The sequence below is a fragment of the Gemmata algarum genome (assembly GCF_034097035.1).
Lineage (GTDB): Bacteria > Planctomycetota > Planctomycetia > Gemmatales > Gemmataceae > Gemmata > Gemmata algarum.
Window position 1 is genome coordinate 19,753 of sequence record NZ_JAXBLV010000225.1, and the last position, 16,347, is coordinate 36,099.

10 protein-coding genes are annotated in these 16,347 nt (G+C 70.0%); 7 read left to right on the plus strand and 3 right to left on the minus strand.

Annotation, left to right across the window (positions count from 1 at the left end; genetic code table 11):
• Positions 1–38: 38 nt before the first annotated feature.
• From R5W23_RS27880 to R5W23_RS27900, 5 genes are all read left to right on the plus strand, one after another.
• Positions 39–3,524, plus strand: coding sequence for a transglutaminase family protein (locus R5W23_RS27880; RefSeq protein WP_320689198.1), 3,486 nt, complete (start codon positions 39–41; stop codon positions 3,522–3,524).
• A 57-nt stretch (positions 3,525–3,581) separates the two neighbouring features.
• Complete coding sequence (locus R5W23_RS27885; protein ID WP_320689199.1) at positions 3,582–6,164, plus strand: circularly permuted type 2 ATP-grasp protein; 2,583 nt, start codon at positions 3,582–3,584, stop codon at positions 6,162–6,164.
• Positions 6,165–6,264: 100 nt separating this feature from the next.
• Positions 6,265–7,677 carry a Gfo/Idh/MocA family protein gene (locus tag R5W23_RS27890; protein ID WP_320689200.1) on the plus strand — a complete coding sequence of 471 codons (1,413 nt, stop codon included), beginning with the start codon at positions 6,265–6,267 and terminating at the stop codon, positions 7,675–7,677.
• 264 nt (positions 7,678–7,941) lie between these two features.
• Positions 7,942–8,448: a hypothetical protein gene (locus tag R5W23_RS27895; RefSeq protein WP_320689201.1), complete on the plus strand. Its 507-nt coding sequence runs from the start codon at positions 7,942–7,944 to the stop codon at positions 8,446–8,448.
• Between the two features lie 144 nt (positions 8,449–8,592).
• On the plus strand, positions 8,593–9,198 hold the full coding sequence (locus tag R5W23_RS27900) for a 2OG-Fe(II) oxygenase (protein WP_320689202.1): 606 nt from the start codon (positions 8,593–8,595) through the stop codon (positions 9,196–9,198).
• A 182-nt stretch (positions 9,199–9,380) separates the two neighbouring features.
• Here R5W23_RS27900 and R5W23_RS27905 read toward each other — a convergent pair whose 3' ends face one another.
• Positions 9,381–13,772, minus strand: coding sequence for a beta strand repeat-containing protein (locus R5W23_RS27905; protein ID WP_320689204.1), 4,392 nt, complete (start codon positions 13,770–13,772; stop codon positions 9,381–9,383).
• A 362-nt stretch (positions 13,773–14,134) separates the two neighbouring features.
• Here R5W23_RS27905 and R5W23_RS27910 point away from each other — a divergent pair, with 362 nt between their 5' ends.
• Positions 14,135–14,329: a hypothetical protein gene (locus R5W23_RS27910; protein ID WP_320689205.1), complete on the plus strand. Its 195-nt coding sequence runs from the start codon at positions 14,135–14,137 to the stop codon at positions 14,327–14,329.
• A gap of 182 nt (positions 14,330–14,511) precedes the next feature.
• On the opposite strand, the gene R5W23_RS27915 is transcribed toward R5W23_RS27910, so the two are convergent.
• Positions 14,512–14,637 carry a hypothetical protein gene (locus R5W23_RS27915; RefSeq protein WP_320689206.1) on the minus strand — a complete coding sequence of 42 codons (126 nt, stop codon included), beginning with the start codon at positions 14,635–14,637 and terminating at the stop codon, positions 14,512–14,514.
• Between the two features lie 222 nt (positions 14,638–14,859).
• Here R5W23_RS27915 and R5W23_RS27920 point away from each other — a divergent pair, with 222 nt between their 5' ends.
• On the plus strand, positions 14,860–15,021 hold the full coding sequence (locus R5W23_RS27920) for a hypothetical protein (protein ID WP_261187528.1): 162 nt from the start codon (positions 14,860–14,862) through the stop codon (positions 15,019–15,021).
• A 311-nt stretch (positions 15,022–15,332) separates the two neighbouring features.
• Here the strand turns inward: R5W23_RS27920 and R5W23_RS27925 are convergent, their stop codons facing one another.
• Complete coding sequence (locus tag R5W23_RS27925) at positions 15,333–15,830, minus strand: XamI family restriction endonuclease (RefSeq protein ID WP_320689207.1); 498 nt, start codon at positions 15,828–15,830, stop codon at positions 15,333–15,335.
• Positions 15,831–16,347: the final 517 nt, after the last annotated feature.

A 16,347-nucleotide genomic window follows, 5' to 3' on the forward strand; every position in this document is an offset into this window, starting at 1 on the left:
CTTCGTCCGCCCGCTCTCCTGCCACAGGAACCACACGAATGGGCATCCGGGTCGCGCTCCAGCACGTCACCAAGTACACCTACGACCGGCCCGTCACGCTCCTGCCGCACGTGGTGCGGCTGAGGCCGGCGCCGCACGCGCGCACGCCGGTGCCGAGCTACTCCCTCAAGGTCGAGCCGGCCGAGCAGTTCCTGAACTGGCAGCAGGACCCGTACTCGAACTACCTCGCCCGGCTCGTGTTCCCGAAGCCGGCGCGGGAGCTGGTCGTCACGGTGGACCTGATCGCCGACCTGACCCCGATCAACCCGTTCGACTTCTTCGTGGAGGAGTACGCGAAGGAGTACCCGTTCCGGTACGACGCGGCCATCGCCCGCGAGCTGGCCCCGTACTTCGAGACACTCCCCGCCGGCCCGCTTTTACAGCGGCTGATCGAGCGGGAGCGCAAGAGCGGCGAGAAGGCCATCGACTTCCTGGTGGGCCTGAACCGCGCGGTTCAAGACAAGGTCGAGTACGTCATCCGGATGGAGCCCGGCGTTCAGGCGCCGGAGGAGACGCTCGAACTCGGCCGCGGGTCGTGCCGCGACTCGGCGTGGCTGCTCGTCCAGCTCGCCCGCCACCTGGGGCTGGCCGCGCGGTTCGTGTCGGGGTACCTGATCCAGCTCGTCGCCGACGAGAAGCCGCTGGACGGCCCCGCCGGCCCGTCGGCCGACTTCACCGACCTGCACGCCTGGACCGAGATCTACCTGCCCGGCGCCGGCTGGGTCGGGCTCGACCCCACCTCCGGGCTGATGACCGCCGAGGGGCACATCCCGCTCGCCTGCACCGCCGACCCGCAGTCGGCGGCGCCCGTCACCGGCTCGTACTCGTGGGCCAAAAGGGACGAGGACGACAAGGTCGAAGAGGGGTTCGAGTTCCACATGTCGGTGACGCGGCTGGACGAGGCGCCGCGCGTCACCAAGCCGTACACCGAGGGGCAGTGGGCGGCGATCAACGCCCTGGGCCAGCGCATCGACGCCGACCTGCGCGAGTGGGACGTGCGGCTCACGATGGGCGGCGAGCCGACGTTCGTGAGCGCCGACGAGCGCGACGCCCCCGAGTGGAACACCACCGCGCTCGGGCCGCAGAAGCGCAAGCAGGGCGTGACCCTCCTGAAACGGCTGCGGGACCAGTTCGCGCCGGGCGGGCTGCTGCACTACGGGCAGGGGAAGTGGTACCCCGGCGAGCAGCTCCCGCGCTGGGCGTTCTCCTGCTACTGGCGGCTCGACGGCGAGCCAATCTGGATCGACCCCACGCTCACCGCCGACGGGGACCGCGCGTACGGGTTCGGGTCCGCGGACGCCGCCCGGTTCGCGCAGACGCTGGCGGAGGTGCTGGGGGTGGACCCGCGGCACGCGCTCCCGGGCTATGAGGACGCGTGGTACTACTTGTGGCGCGAGCGCCGGCTGCCGGCCAACGTGGACCCGCTCGACAGCAGGCTCGACGACCCCGAAGAACGGGCGCGGCTCGCGCGGGTGTTCGAGCAGAAGCTCGGGAGCCCGGTCGGCACCGTGCTCCCCCTGCGCCGCGCGTTCGGGGCGGGCTCGGGGTGGGAGAGCGGCCCGTGGTTCCTGCGGAAGGAGCACCTGTACCTGATCCCGGGCGACAGCCCGATGGGGTTCCGGCTGCCGCTCGACTCGGTCCCGTGGGAGGACCCGTCGGCGCGGCAGTTCATGGAGCCGCGCGACCCGTTCGCGGAGCGCGGGCCGCTCCCACAGTTCCGGTTCCAGGCGAGCGGAGGGCGTCAGCCCTCCGAGTTGACAAAGACGCAGAGGAGCAGCCTCTTTGCGGACAGCCCCTTTGCGGACGGCGACGCGCGGGCGCGGTTCGGGGACGAGTGGGGGCGCCGGCGCGCGCCGCTGCCGTCCACGAACGGGGCTGCACACGCCGACCGGCCCGCGAGCGTCGTCCGCACCGCCCTGTGCGTCGAGCCGCGGGGCGGCGTGCTGCACGTGTTCATGCCGCCGGCGCGGTTCCTCGAAGACTACCTCGACCTCGTCGCGGCCGTCGAAACCACCGCGGCGAAGCTCGACCGGCCGGTGCTGATCGAGGGCTACAAGCCGCCGCACGACCCGCGGGTGAACCACTTCAGCATCACCCCGGACCCGGGCGTGATCGAAGCGAACATGCACCCGGCGCGGTCGTGGGACGAGGCGGTTCACATCACCACCACGCTTTACGAAGAGGCGCGGCAGGCCCGGCTGTGTACCGAGAAGTTCATGCTCGACGGGCGCCACACCGGCACCGGCGGCGGTAACCACGTCGTGCTCGGCGGTTCGACCCCCGCGGACAGCCCGTTCCTGCGCCGCCCGGACCTGCTCAAGAGCCTCGTAGGGTTCTGGAACAACCACCCGTCGCTGTCGTACCTGTTCAGCGGGCTGTTCGTCGGGCCGACCAGCCAGCACCCGCGCGTGGACGAAGCGCGGCACGACGCGCTGCGGGAGCTGGAGATCGCGTTCGGACAGGTGGGGGAGGGGCGCAACCCGCCGGCGTGGCTGGTGGACCGGCTGTTCCGGCACCTCCTGACGGACGCGACCGGGAACACGCACCGGGCCGAGTTCTGCATCGACAAGATGTTCAACCCGGACTCGGCCGAGGGGCGGCGGGGGCTCCTGGAGCTGCGCTCGTTCGAGATGCCGCCGCACGCCCGCATGAGCTGCGCCCAGCAGCTCCTGATGCGGGCGCTGGTCGGGTGGTTCTGGCGCAAGCCCTACGACCACAAGCTGGTGCGGTGGGGCACGTCGCTGCACGACCGGTTCATGCTGCCCCACTTCGTGGCGGAAGACTTTGCGGACGCCCTCGACGAGCTGCGCGAGCGCGGCGGGTACGCCATCGACCCCGCGTGGTTCACGCCCCACGTCGAGTTCCGGTTCCCCGTGCTCGGCGCCGTCACGCACCGGGGGGTGAACCTCGAGCTGCGCACCGCCATCGAGCCGTGGCACGTGCTGGGCGAGGAGGCCGCCGCGGGCGGCACCAGCCGCTACGTCGATTCGTCGGTGGAGCGCGTGCAGGTGAAGGTGCGCGGCCTCACCGACCCGCGGCACGTGCTCACGTGCAACGGCCGCCGCGTCCCGCTCCACCCCACGGGCACGCGGGGCGAGTTCGTCTCCGGCGTGCGGTACCGCGCGTGGCAGCCGCCGAGCTGCCTGCACCCCACGATCCCGGTCCACGCGCCGCTGGTGTTCGACTTACTGGACACCTGGAACGACCGCAGCATCGGCGGCTGCACCTACCACGTGTCCCACCCGGGCGGGATGGCCTTTGAGAGCTTCCCGGTCAACGCCCTGGCGGCCGAGAGCCGCCGCATCGCCCGGTTCTTCGCGTTCGGGCACACCCCCGGCCCGGTGAACGTCCCGCCGGAGGAGCCGAATCCCGAGTTCCCGCTCACCCTCGACCTGCGAACGGCCGAACCGGTTCGGTACCGGCCGTTCGCCCCGGCCGAGCAGCAACAGACGCTCGGCCGCGCTTCCGTAACCGTCCTAGAATAGGGCAACGGCGCCGCCGGGCCGCGGTCGCCGCGCCCCGCCTCTTCCCGGCACTTACGGATGTCAGACGGCCTCACCGAACCCCTGACCGACCCGCGCCTCGCGCCCGGCGGCGATTTTCGCCCCGGGGCCGAGCCGTCCGGTTATTACGAGGCCGTCGACGAGGCGGGCGAGCCGCGCCCGCACTGGGCCGCGTTCGACGACGCGCTCCGCGAGCTCGGCCGCGACGAGCTCGCGGGCCGGTGGCGCGAGGCGAAGCAGCTCATCCGCGAGAACGGGGTCACCTACAACGTGTACGGCGACCCGCACGGGATCGCCCGCCCGTGGCAGCTCGACCCGATCCCGCTCCTCGTCCCGACGCACGAGTCCGTGTTCCTCGGCCGCGGGCTGATCCAGCGCGCGAAGCTGCTGGAACTCGTCCTCACGGACCTGTACGGCCCGCAGCGCTTGCTCAAGGACGGGCTGATCCCGCCGCAGCTGGTGTTCCCGAACCCCGGGTTCCTGCGCTCCGTTCACGGCATCAAGGTGCCCGGCGGGCGGTACCTGCACCTCTACGCCGCGAACCTCGGCCGCGGGTCCGACGGGAACTGGCGGGTGATCGGCGACCGCACCCAGGCCCCCTCCGGGGCGGGATACGCGCTCGAGAACCGTATCGTGATGACGCGGACGCTGCCCGAGGCGTTCCGCGACTGCCGCGTCCACCGGCTCGCGCTCTTCTTCCAGACGTTCCGGGACACGCTCCGCGCGCTGGCGCCGCGCAACAAGGATAACCCCCGCGTCGTGCTGCTCACGCCCGGGCCGTACAACGAGACCTATTTCGAGCACGCCTACCTCGCGCGCTACCTCGGCTACACGCTCGTGGAGGGCGGTGACCTCACCGTCCGCGACAACCGCGTCTACCTGAAGGTGCTCGGCGGCCTGCAACCCGTCGATGTGATCTTCCGGCGGCTGGACGACGACTTCTGCGACCCGCTCGAGCTGCGCCCCGACTCGTTCCTGGGGGTCCCCGGGCTGGTCCACGCGGCCCGGAGCGGCAACGTGGTCGTTGCCAACGCGCTTGGAACGGGGCTCCTCGAAACGCCGGCCCTACCGGCGTTCCTGCCGCGGCTCTGCCGCGCCGTTTTGGGCGAGGAGCTGAAGCTCGAGTCCGTCGGGACGTGGTGGTGCGGCGAGCCCGACTCGCTCCGGTACGTCCTCGACCACCTGAGCCAACTCGTCATCAAACCGGTGTTCCCGGCGACGCGCATCGAGCCCGTGTTCCCGGCGGAACTGACGGCCGCGCAGCGGCTCGCGCTCGTCGAGCGGCTGCACGCCCGGCCCTGGAACTTCGTCGCGCAGGACCGCCTCGATTTGTCCTCGGCGCCGGTCCTCGACGGGGACCGGCTGGTGCGCCGCAAGCTCGTCGTGCGGGCGTACCTCGCGGCCGACACGAACGGCGGGTTCATGTGCATGCCGGGCGGGCTGACGCGCGTGAGCGCGTCCCCGGACACCACCGTCGTGTCGATGCAGCGCGGCGGCGGGAGCAAGGACACCTGGGTGCTCGCGGACGCCGCGGTCAGCGACTTCAGCCTGCTGCCCGGGAGCGGCCAGCGCGTCGCTCTGACGCGCTCCGGCGGGAACCTGCCGAGCCGCGCCGCGGACAACCTGTACTGGCTCGGCCGCTACGCCGAGCGGGCCGAAGGGCTGACGCGGCTGCTCCGCGGGATCGTCGTGCGGATCACCGAGCGGTCCGGGCTCGTGGACAGCCCCGAGCTGCCGTGCCTGTTGCACGCGCTGGCGATTACGGCGGACCCGAAGTGCCCGCGCGGGGAGGCCGAATGTGACCCGCTCGACCGCGTGTTCCCGGCGGTGTTCGACAGCTCCGACCCGAACAGCCTCGCTTCTGTGGTCAACGCGGTGCGGTCGGTCGCGTCGGTGGTGCGCGACCTCATCTCGCTCGACATGTGGCGGGTGGTGAACTCGCTCGGCGAACTCACCCGCCCGCCGGCCGATGACGACGGCCCGACGCCCGCGGCGGTGCTCGACCTGTTGAACCGCACCGTGGTGACGCTGGCCGCGTTCGGCGGGCTGGCGACCGAGAGCATGACCCGCGGGGAGGGCTGGCGGTTCCTCGACCTCGGCCGCAAGCTCGAGCGGTCGCTGCACACCATCGGGCTCATCCGGGCCACGCTGGTCAACGTGTCGCCGCAAGAGGGGCCGGTGCTCGACGCCGTGCTCGAGGTGGCGGACAGCGGGATGACGTACCGGCGCCGCTACATGAGCAGCCTGCGCGCGGAGGCCGTGCTGGATTTGCTCGTGGACGACGAGACGAACCCGCGGTCGCTCGCGTCGCAGCTCGCGGCCCTGGCGGAAGATGTGGACCACCTGCCGCGGTCCACTGGGGCGGCCGGGCGTGCCCCGGAGCAGCGGTTCGCCCTCGCCGCGCTGGGGTCCGTCCGGATGGCCGAGCCCGAACGGCTCGCGGTGGTGGAGGAGGGGACGCGGCCCGCGCTGAAGGCGCTGCTGGACCACGTCGCGGGCTGGCTGCCGATCCTGTCGGACGCGATCACGCAGCAGTACCTGAGCCACCTGCAAACGTCGCGGCACCTCGCGCGGCCCGACCTGACGCTGCTCACCGCCGCCGACTCCGGGGACCGGCTGTAACGCCGCCGCCAATTCGCAACTATCGAATTCGCGTTGTGGACACCGCCCGCGCAACGGGTTACCCTCTCGGCACCCCTTTTCTCTCCGCCGGAGTGCCCGCATGTCTCGCATCACTCGTCGCCGCGCGCTGCAACTCGGCACCGCGGGCGCCGCCGGTTACCTGCTCACCGCGTCCGGCGCGTCGATGCGCCGGGTGTGGGGCGCGAACGACAAGATCCGCGTCGCCGGGATCGGCGTCGGCGGCAAGGGCTCCGGCGACATCGAGCAGGCCGGGAAGTTCATGGACGTCGTCGCGCTGTGCGACATCGACGACCAGCGGATCGCCACACGCGCCCGGACCTGGCCCGACGCCAAACAGTTCTTCGACTACCGCGTGCTCTTCGACAAGATGGCGAAGGACATCGACGCCGTGGTGGTGTCCACCGCGGACCACTCGCACGCCCCGGCGTCGATGCGGGCGATGAAGCTGGGCAAGCACGTGTACTGCCAGAAGCCGCTCACGCACACGGTCCACGAGGCCCGCGTGATGCGCGAGCTGGCCGCGAAGGCGAAGGTCTGCACCCAGATGGGCAACCAGGGCTCGGCCCTGAACGGGCTGCGCCGGGCGGTCGAGCTGGTCCGGGCCGGCACCATCGGCGCCGTCCGCGAGGCCCACGTGTGGACCAACCGGCCGGCGCACTACTGGAAGCAGTCGCCCGACATCGTGGCGCGGCCGAAGGAGGCCCCGGTCCCGAAGCACGTCCACTGGGACGAGTTCATCGGCCCGGCGCCGATGCGGCCCTACGCGGTGGCGTTCGCGCCGCGGCCGGCGTACCACCCGCACGACTGGCGCGGGTACTGGGACTTCGGCACCGGCGCGCTGGGCGACATGGCGTGCCACACCGCCAACATGGCGTTCCGCGCGCTGCAACTCGACGCGCCCGTGGCGGTCGCCGCGGAGGCCGCGGAGATCAACTCCGAAACGTTCCCGGCGTGGGCACACATCCAGTACCTGTTCCCGGCCCGCGGGGCCGCGCCGGCCTGCACACTTCACTGGTACGAGGGGAAGAAGGACGGCAAGACCGTGCTGCCGCCGGCCGAACTGCTCGCGAAGCTGCTGAAGAAGGGCGAGAAGCTCGCCGACAGCGGGTCGATCCTGGTCGGCGACAAGGGCATCTTGTTCTCGCCCAACGACTACGGCGCGCAGTTCCGCATCACCCCCGAGCCGGACTTCACCGGGCTCCAAACCACCAAGCCCGAGAAGCTGCCCGCGGGCGTGGACGGGGACCAGGACGCCCACATGAAGCGCGAGTGGGCGGAGGCGATCCGGGCCGGCAAGCCGGAGCTGGCGTCGTCGAACTTCGACTACGCGGGCCGGCTGACGGAGGCAATGCTGCTCGGCAACATCGCGGTTCGGTTCGCCGGCACGAAGCTCGAATGGGACGCGGCGAAGCTCACCTTCACCAACTCGGCCCCCGCGACGAAGCTCGTGAGCAAGGAGTACCGCAAGGGCTTCGAGCTGCCGCCGGTGTGAGCCGGGGCTGGTCGTTGTGCCGCTCCGAACGGCGGGCGCCCGTCCGCACTTGTCAGGTCATAGCCCGCCGGTTAAAATCTGTTGCTTGATAAGTCAATCGTTAATAAAGCGCGCAGCGTCCGAAGTTGTAGTCATTGCGAATGAGGGCGGGGTGCAGATGTTTTTATAAGGCGGACTGGTTGGTGATTCGCTCGTGTCGGACGCCCGATACGGTAGCCCCGAAACGCCAACCGCCCGCCCAGGGCGCATCAAAGTGGGTGCCGCTTGCCTATCGATTTCGTGTGTCCGAACTGCTTCCGCCCCTATTCGGCACCCGAACAGGTCGCCGGCCGCGCCATGACCTGTTCGGACTGCGGCCATCCCACCGTTATTCCCAAGTCCCAACCGCTCGCACTCGCCTCGCCAAGCCCCGCGCCCGCGGCAGAGCAGAAGCGGCACCGCGCGAGCGATCGTCGCGCGAGGCCGTTGCCACCGGAGCGACCCGCGCCGAAGCCCCGCGAAGTTCAGCCGCTGGACGAAGGCCGCCACGAACGCCCGTCCCCGCGGCGGCCCAAGGCCGAGCCGTCGCGCGACGACGAGGGACTGTCGACAGCCCTCTTGATCCGTCGGCGCAAAAGGGCAAACGGACAAGCTAAAGCAATGATGATCTTAAAGCTGATGCTGTTCCTTGCCTGCTTGGTTGGTATCTTCGCCGGCCTCCGGGCCGCGATCGAACGCATTCAGGCGGTTCAACAGCAGCAGCACTTCAAAAGCTTACCCGCAACGCGCTGACGCCAACTCGGCCGGCGCGACGAGAAGGCTTCGAGCTGCCGCTGGTGTGAGCGGGGGAGCGCGGCCCGCGGCTCGTTTCCTTTTCGCGGGCGAACCGCGGGCGTTTCACGGGTGTCGCTCCGCACACACCCGAGGAGGTTCGCCATGCCCGAGATGCGCAAAGAGTTCCTCGCCGAGCGCGACGACCTGTTCGTGATCCACGACTTCTTCTCGCCCGACGAGTGCGATTACTACATCACGATGACCGAGTCCGCGGGGTACGGGGACGCGCCCATCACCACGACGGGCGGCCCGGTCATGCGCAAGGACATCCGCAACAACGACCGGGTCATGATCGACGACGCCGGTATCGCGCAATCGGTGTGGGAGCGGCTGCGGCCGTTCGTGCCCGATCGCGTGCAGTTCTGGCAGCCGGTGGGGCTGAACGAGCGGTGGCGGTTCTACCGGTACGACCCGGGGCAGCAGTTCGACTGGCACTTCGACGGGGCCTACGAACGGTCGCCGATCGAGCGCAGCGCGTTCACCCTCATGATCTACCTGAACGGCGGGGTCGCGGGCGGGGCCACCGAGTTCAACCTGCGCTCGCACGGCGGGACGCGGAGCGACGATCCCATCGTGCGGGTGCAACCGGAGGCGGGGAAAGTGCTGGTGTTCCCGCACCGCATTTACCACCGCGGCGCCCCGGTCGCCGACGGCCGCAAGTACGTGATGCGGTCCGACATCATGTGCCGCTGGCTCGGCGGCGAATGACGCCGGACCCGATCGTCCCCAGTCGGCGGGCCGGAGTGAAGACGGGTGCCCTTCAAAAAGGGCCGCCGAGTTGGCGCAGTTGACGAGCCCACAGCCACGCGGCGGGCTCGTCAACTGTGAAGAGACGTCCTTTCCGCCTCCGCGCGCCGCCCACGTGAGCGGCGCGGGGACGGCACCCGGCGTCAGCCGACGAAGACGCCGCCGGCGAACCCGGCGTCGAACACCAGGAAGCTGTCCAGCACGCCGAGCGTGCGGCCGTCCAACCGCTTGGCGTGCGGTGCGGCTCCGGCCCCGGTGCCGGTGAGCACCTCGGCAAACCCGTCCCGGTCGGTGTCGGCGACGGCCACCCGCACGGCCCCGGCGAACCCGGGGTACACGAGCGCGCTGGCGCGCTCCAGCCCGGTCGCCCCGAACACCTTGACGTGCCCGCGGGCGTTAGCCCCGGTCACGATCTCGGCAATCCCGTCGCCGTCCAGGTCTCCGGCGGCCACGCTGAGCCCGCCCGCGAACCCGCCGAACGCCTCGAACGCCAGGAGCTGTGCCCCGCTCGAGCCGTCGAACGCGCGGACCACCGCGGCCCCGGTGGCGGTGGCGGTGACGATGTCGGCGATCCCGTCGCCGTTCAGGTCCCCGGCGGCCACCCGGAGCCCAAACGCGCCCGGCGAGGCCAGGAAGCTGCGGAGCAGAGCGCCGGTGCGCCCGTCGAACACCTTCACGTGTTCGGCCCCGGCAGCGGTGCCCACGATGATGTCGGCGACCCCGTCGCCGTTCACGTCGCCGGCGGCCACGCTGAGCCCGCCGAGGAACCCGTCGAACGCGAGGAACGAGAACCGCTCGGCCCCGGTGGCCCCGTCGATCACCTTGACGTGCGAGTTGCCGTCCGCGGTGCCCACGATCATGTCGGCGACCCCGTCTCCGTTCACGTCGGCGGCCGTCACGGTGATGGCGCCGGTGAACCCGGCGAACGGGGTGGCGGTGGACCGGAGCGAGCCGTCCGCGTTGTAGGTGTTCACCACCCCGCCCGGGCCGCTGGCAATTACCCCCGGGCGGGCCGGCGCGGCCGTCACGGGCGGCACCGGGGGCACCGGGGGCACCGGCGGCACCGGCGGCGACGCCGGTGCGGTGGCGGTGCCGGTGTTGGAAGTGGTCGCCAGATCGAGCGTGACCCCGTTGAGCGACACGGTGGCCGCGCCGAACGTGCCGGCGACCGCGCCGGTCGCGGTCACCAACTGGAACACGGTATCGAACGCCGGCGTCAGCGAGCCGGACAGCGCAACCCCGACCCCGGACAGGTTCACGTCCCCGTCCACATTCAACTGCGTGTACCCGGCGTCGGGGGCGGTGCCCGTAACGACCGCGGTCAGCACGGTGCCGGTGCCGAACGACAGCTCGCCGCCCGCCAGGGCCAAGTCGGTGCCGGTCGCGGTGCCGGTCACGGTCGTGCCCGTAAGCACCAGATCGGTGGCCGCCGAACGGGTGATCGGGGCGCTGACGACGACGGCGCCCGTGCCGGCGGTGCCGACGTGGATGGTGCCGGTGGTGACCCGGTCGAGTTCGGCGTCGGTCAGGCCCAGGGCCGTGCCGTCGGCGCCCCCCAGATCGATGCCCCGGCCGGCGGTGACCGGGATCAGCTCGACGGTGCCGGCAGCCTGGGTGGAGACGGTGGCGTTGGCGTCGATGTTGATGGCGTCGGCGATCAGGGTTACGTCGCCGCCGTTGGTCGCCGTTGTGACCGTACCGAGGACGCCGAGATCGATACCGAACGAACCGGTGCCGGCGGTGCCGGTGACGGTGATCGCTCCCCCGCCCGAGGCGATCTGGCTCCCGATGCTGACGGTCACGCCGGAACCGATCCCGCCGGTGCCGCTGGTACCGGTGACGGTAACCGCCCCGGTACCGGTGGCCGTGAACGTGCTCATGCCGGTAACGGCCACGCCGTGACTGGCCCCGCTGCCCCCGCCGGTGCCGGTGACGCCCACGGCGCCCCCGGTCGAGGTGATTGTCGCGCCGACGTTGTCGACGCGCACGCCATAGTTGTCGGCCCCCAGGCCGCCGGTCCCGGTGACGGTGACGGCACCGCCGGCCGTGATCTGGGCGCCGGTGCTGACGTACACGCCGTGGTTAGCGCTACTCGTGGCGGTGCCGCCGCCAGCGCCCGTGACGCTGACGGCACCGCCGGCCGAGCCGATCGTCGAACCGGGAGCGAAGAGGTACACGCCGTAGTTGTCGGTTCCGTCGGCCGCGCCGCCGGTGCCGGCGACGGTGACGCTCCCGGTGACGCCGGCCGTGATCTGGCCCCCGCCGCTGACGTACACCCCGTAGTTGGTGCCGCTCGCGCCGGTGCCGCCGCCGGTGCCGGTGACGCTGACGTTCCCACCGGCCGAGGTGACGGCCGCGCCCATGTTGCTGACGTACACGCCGTAGTTGGAATTGCCCGTGGTCGTGCCGCCGGTGCCGGCGACGGTCACGGTGCCCGTCCCGGCGGCCGCGATCTGACCGCCGAAGTCGACGAACACGCCGGAGTTGGTGCTGCTCGCTCCGGTGCCGCCGCCGGCACCGGTGACACTGACGTTCCCACCGGCCGAAGTGATCGCCGCGCCGGGAGCAAAGACGTACACGCCGTAGTTAGTGTTGCCCGTGGTCGTGCCGCCGGTGCCGGTGACGGTGACGGCACCCGAGCCGCCGGCCGTGATCTGCGCGGCGTTGATGACCTGCACGCCGTAGTTGTTCCCGCTCGCACCGGAGCCGCCACCGGTGCCGGTGACGCTCACGCTCCCACCGACCGAGGTGATCGCCGCCAAGCTGCTAAAGACGAGCACGCCGTAGTTGTCGGTGCCCGCGGACGCGCCACCGGTGCCGGTAACGGTAACGGTGCCCGAACTGCCGGCGGTGATCTGGCCCGCCGCGACGTACACGCCGTGGTTGGTGCCGCTCGTTCCGGCGCCGCCGGTGCCGGTGACACTCACGTTCCCCCCGGCCGAGGTGATCGCCTGGCCGGAACTGCTGACGTACACTCCGTAGTTGGAACTGGACGGCGCGGCCCCCCCGGTACCCGTGACGGTGACGGCTCCCGTCCCGCCGGCCGCGATCTGCGCCCCGGCATCAACGATCACACCATAATTGTTTCCGCTCCCGGTGCCGCCGGTGCCGGTAACGCTCACGCTCCCCCCGGCCGATGTGATCGCCGCGCCGGTGTTGTAAACGTTCACGCCGTAGTTATTGCCACTCGTGCCGCTGCCGCCCTGGCCGATGACGGTGACGGTGCCCGACGCCCCGGCCGTGATCCGAGCCCCGGCCTCGACGATCACGCCGTAGTTGCCTCCGCTCGCGCCGGAGCCGCCGCCGGTGCCGGTGACGCTCACGTTCCCACCGGCGGAGGTGATCGCCGCGCCGGTGTCGTAAACGCTCACGCCGTAGTTGTCGGTTCCGTCGGTCGCGCCGCCGGTGCCGGCGACGGTGACGGCTCCCGTTCCGCCGGCCGTGATCTGCGCCCCGGCCTCGACGATCACACCAAAGTTGTTCCCGCTCGCACCGGAGCCGCCGCCGGTGCCGGTAACGCTCACGCTCCCCCCGGCCGATGTGATTGTCCCGGTGTCGTAAACGCTCACGCCGAAGTTAGAAACCCCCGCCCCGGTACCGCCCTGACCGATGACGGTAACGGTACCCGTCCCCCCGGCCGCGATCTGCGCCCCGTTCTCGACGAGCACGCCAAAGTTCCGGCCGCTCGTGCCCGAGCCGGCGCCGGTACCGGTGACGCTCACGCTCCCGCCGGCCGAGGTGATCTCGGCACCGGGACCGAAGACGTACACGCCGTGGTTGTTGTCGCCGCCGCTGGCCCCTCCGGTACCGGTGACGGAAACGGCCCCGCTGCCGCCGCGGACCGCGCCGCCCACGTACACCCCCTGCTGCTGACCGCTGGCGTCGTCCCCGCCACGCCCGGTGAGCGTCAGCGCACCGGTGCCGGTGATCTGGACCAGGGCGACCGGGAAAATGACAATCCCGGTCAAACTGCCCGTCGTAGCCGTGGCCTGCACGTTGGCTTCGAGCGTGATGTTTCCGGTGTCGGCGGTCAGCGTGGCCGCCGGCTCGACCTGAACACTGCCGGCCGTATCGACGAGCAGGTCGGCCGCGGAGAAGGTGCTGTTCCCGACGAAGCGCACCAAACCCGGGGCGTCGTCGAGCGTGACGCTGAAGTCGTCGGCGTAGGTGCTGGCCCCGCTGTCATCGAACCGGACCGACGTGCCGCTGGCCGAGTCGTTCAGGTCGATGAGGTCGAAGGCGTTGGCGCTGACCGTCAGGGTGGCCGATCCGCTCCCGGAAACGTTGGCGTTATCGGAACCGGTCCACGTGCCGAAGTTGAGCGTGAGTGTGTACGTCGAACCCTGCGAGACGACGGTCACCTGCTCGCCCATTGTGTCCAGGTCGATCGCGAGCGTCGGGGTGTTGTCGACGAAGGCGGCCGGTGTGACCCGGTCTTCCAGGGCGGTGATCTGAAGCGCGGCGCGGCGTGCGGCCCGGGGGCGGGCGGCGAACAACTGGCGCCACACGTCCTGGAACGAGGCGGAGCGGGTCATCGGTCAAGTCCTTACGGTGTGCGTTCGGGATGTGGGCGGCCTGGGCGGTCTGGACGATCTGGGCAGATATAGATATCACACGGACAGCCGGAAGAAAGCAATTGACCGAAAAATCAATCGCCTAAGTGACACTAGGCGCCGTGTTTCAAGATTATCGATGCTGTAGATAAATTTCGCTCTCAATGTCATGTGAATAGTTGCGATAGCCTGGACGAGCCTCTTGCGCCCTGGAGTGACCGCGGTCGGCTGAAGTGCTTGGCCGACCGGAGGCGCCGCGGTGGTTCGGCGCGCGGCAGGAAATTATTCGTTTTACTATTTTGGCGCTAGCTAAATATGGCGATGCGATACACGGGGTGTACGACGTGGGGCGCAACCTGGGGTCTGTGAACCTGGGTACCGGGGCGCGGGGCGACGACCCCATCGTGCGGGTACAGCCGGAAGCAGGGAAGGTGCTGGTGTTCCCGCACCGCATTTACCACCGCGGCGCCCCGGTCGCCGACGGCCGCAAGTACGTGATGCGGTCCGACATCATGTGCCGCTGGCTCGGCGGAGAATGACGCCGGACCCGGTCGTCCCCGGCCGGCGGGCCGGAGTGAAGACGGGTGCCCTTCAAAAAGGGCCGCCGAGTTGGCGCAGTTGACGAGCCCACAGCCACGCGGCGGGCTCGTCAACTGTGAAGAGACGTCCTTTCCGCCTCCGCGCGCCGCCCACGTGAGCGGCGCGGGGACGGCACCCGGCGTCAGCCGACGAAGACGCCGCCGGCGAACCCGGCGTCGGACACCAGGAAGCTGTCCAGCACGCCGAGCGTGCGGCCGTCCAACCGCTTGGCGTGCGGTGCGGCTCCGGCCCCGGTGCCGGTGAGCACCTCGGCGAACCCGTCCCGGTCGGTGTCGGTGGAACGTCATCGAGCGCGGTGACGGGTGACCGGCGCGGACATCGCCCGTCACGCCGCCCGGGTGCTCGACGGCGTGACGGGCCTCGATTTGGTGATCGAGTCTTTGGTGGATAAGGTGCGGACGTGGGACACCGGCGCGCACTACGCGGACCGGCACGTCACCTTCCGCATGGTCTTGGAGCCCCCCGGAAATTGCAGAAACCGGTGGTGGTCGAGACGGGCTGCATCCGCGCCGAGGACGATTTCACGGCGGGCTGGTTTGCCGGTGTGTTTGGGCTTTGGGTCGACGCCCACGGCGGCACGCTCGACAGCGTGGACATGAGCCGCGCGAACGTGTCGTTCGCCCGGAAGTAGATCCAGCACCTACGCGGCGTCACGGCCCACGAGTCCGACAGTGTGACGTGGCTGTCGGCGTACACCGGGCCGAAGATCGACATGGCATACCTGGACTCGCTCGACAGCGGCCACCCCGGGCACGCGGAGCACGGACTGGCCGAGGCCCAAGCGGCGCTGCCGCATCTTGCGGAGGATGTACTGATCCTGATCGACGATACGCTCTGGAAGAAAGGTGGTTACCACGGTGAGGGGCGGCCGGCCGTTGAGTGGCTGACGGCGCGGGGTTCGTGGTCAAGTACGCTGGGCATCAAGTGTTCCTGGCGAGGTGATCAGCGCCGAAACTTCTTGCCCGGTTTCGCCTCCGGTTTCGTGGAGTTGATGAAATCGATCAGCGGTTGCAGGTCGTGTGCCCAGATCAGCGTCAGCCCCCGACTTTGCGCATCGAGCATGTTGGGAATGCTGTACACCCCGCTGAGGACGGCGACCGGCACCACGTTGTTGGCACCCAGGTCGGCCTTCCACGCTTCTGCCTTCGCGGCGGCATCGTTGTTGAGTCGCTTCACCGAGTTGACCTTCGAGTTCGAGACCTTGCACTCGATGGGCATGACTCGGTTGTCGTAAAGCCCGGCCGTTAAGTCAGCCTTCCTCCCGCTGAGCTTGGCCTCCATGCAGAACTCGCCCGGGTTCGGCGCGTCCCTCAACACGCGCATCTCCTTCGCCGGGACCTGCTTCATCGTCAGGGCCTTCTGAAACATGCTCCGGACAGTATCCTGTTGGTTTGTGGAGCCTTCGGTCCGCCGCTTGGTACCTATCGTCTGGCTGGCCATCAAGGCTGCCGAGGCGATCACCGCCGCCTGACGCTCCGCTCTTCCGGCTCGCGCCCCCCCTGACCCACGGGAAGCGCCGTCGGTCGAGACCTGCCTGAATGACCTGAACGACTCGCTTCACCATTTCCTCGTCGTTCTTCAGCCGGGAGGGGGTGAGCACTGCCTCGGCTATGGTCTCCAAGTCGTCTTCCGAGATCGGCGGGCCTGCGAGATACCGGAAAGACCGAGCCAGGTTGGAGTCGGATAAGATTTCCAGGGCCTTCTGCTCAAGCAGGCTCAGATCAACAGTGGTCTCGATCAGGGTCTCAAAGTGGCCCATGAACTGGTCAAAGTACCCGCCGTAGTCGGTCACGTCCTCTTCGAGCCGCTCCTTGCGGAATAGGTCTACGGACTTGGCCAACTCGGCGGTCAACTGCTCTTCCGTCCACACCGGCGGGGGAGTCATGCTTTCACGCCCTCCCGGAGTAGTTCCGGACTTGGCACCATCAGCCGTTCCATCTCCCTCGGCTCGAAATTT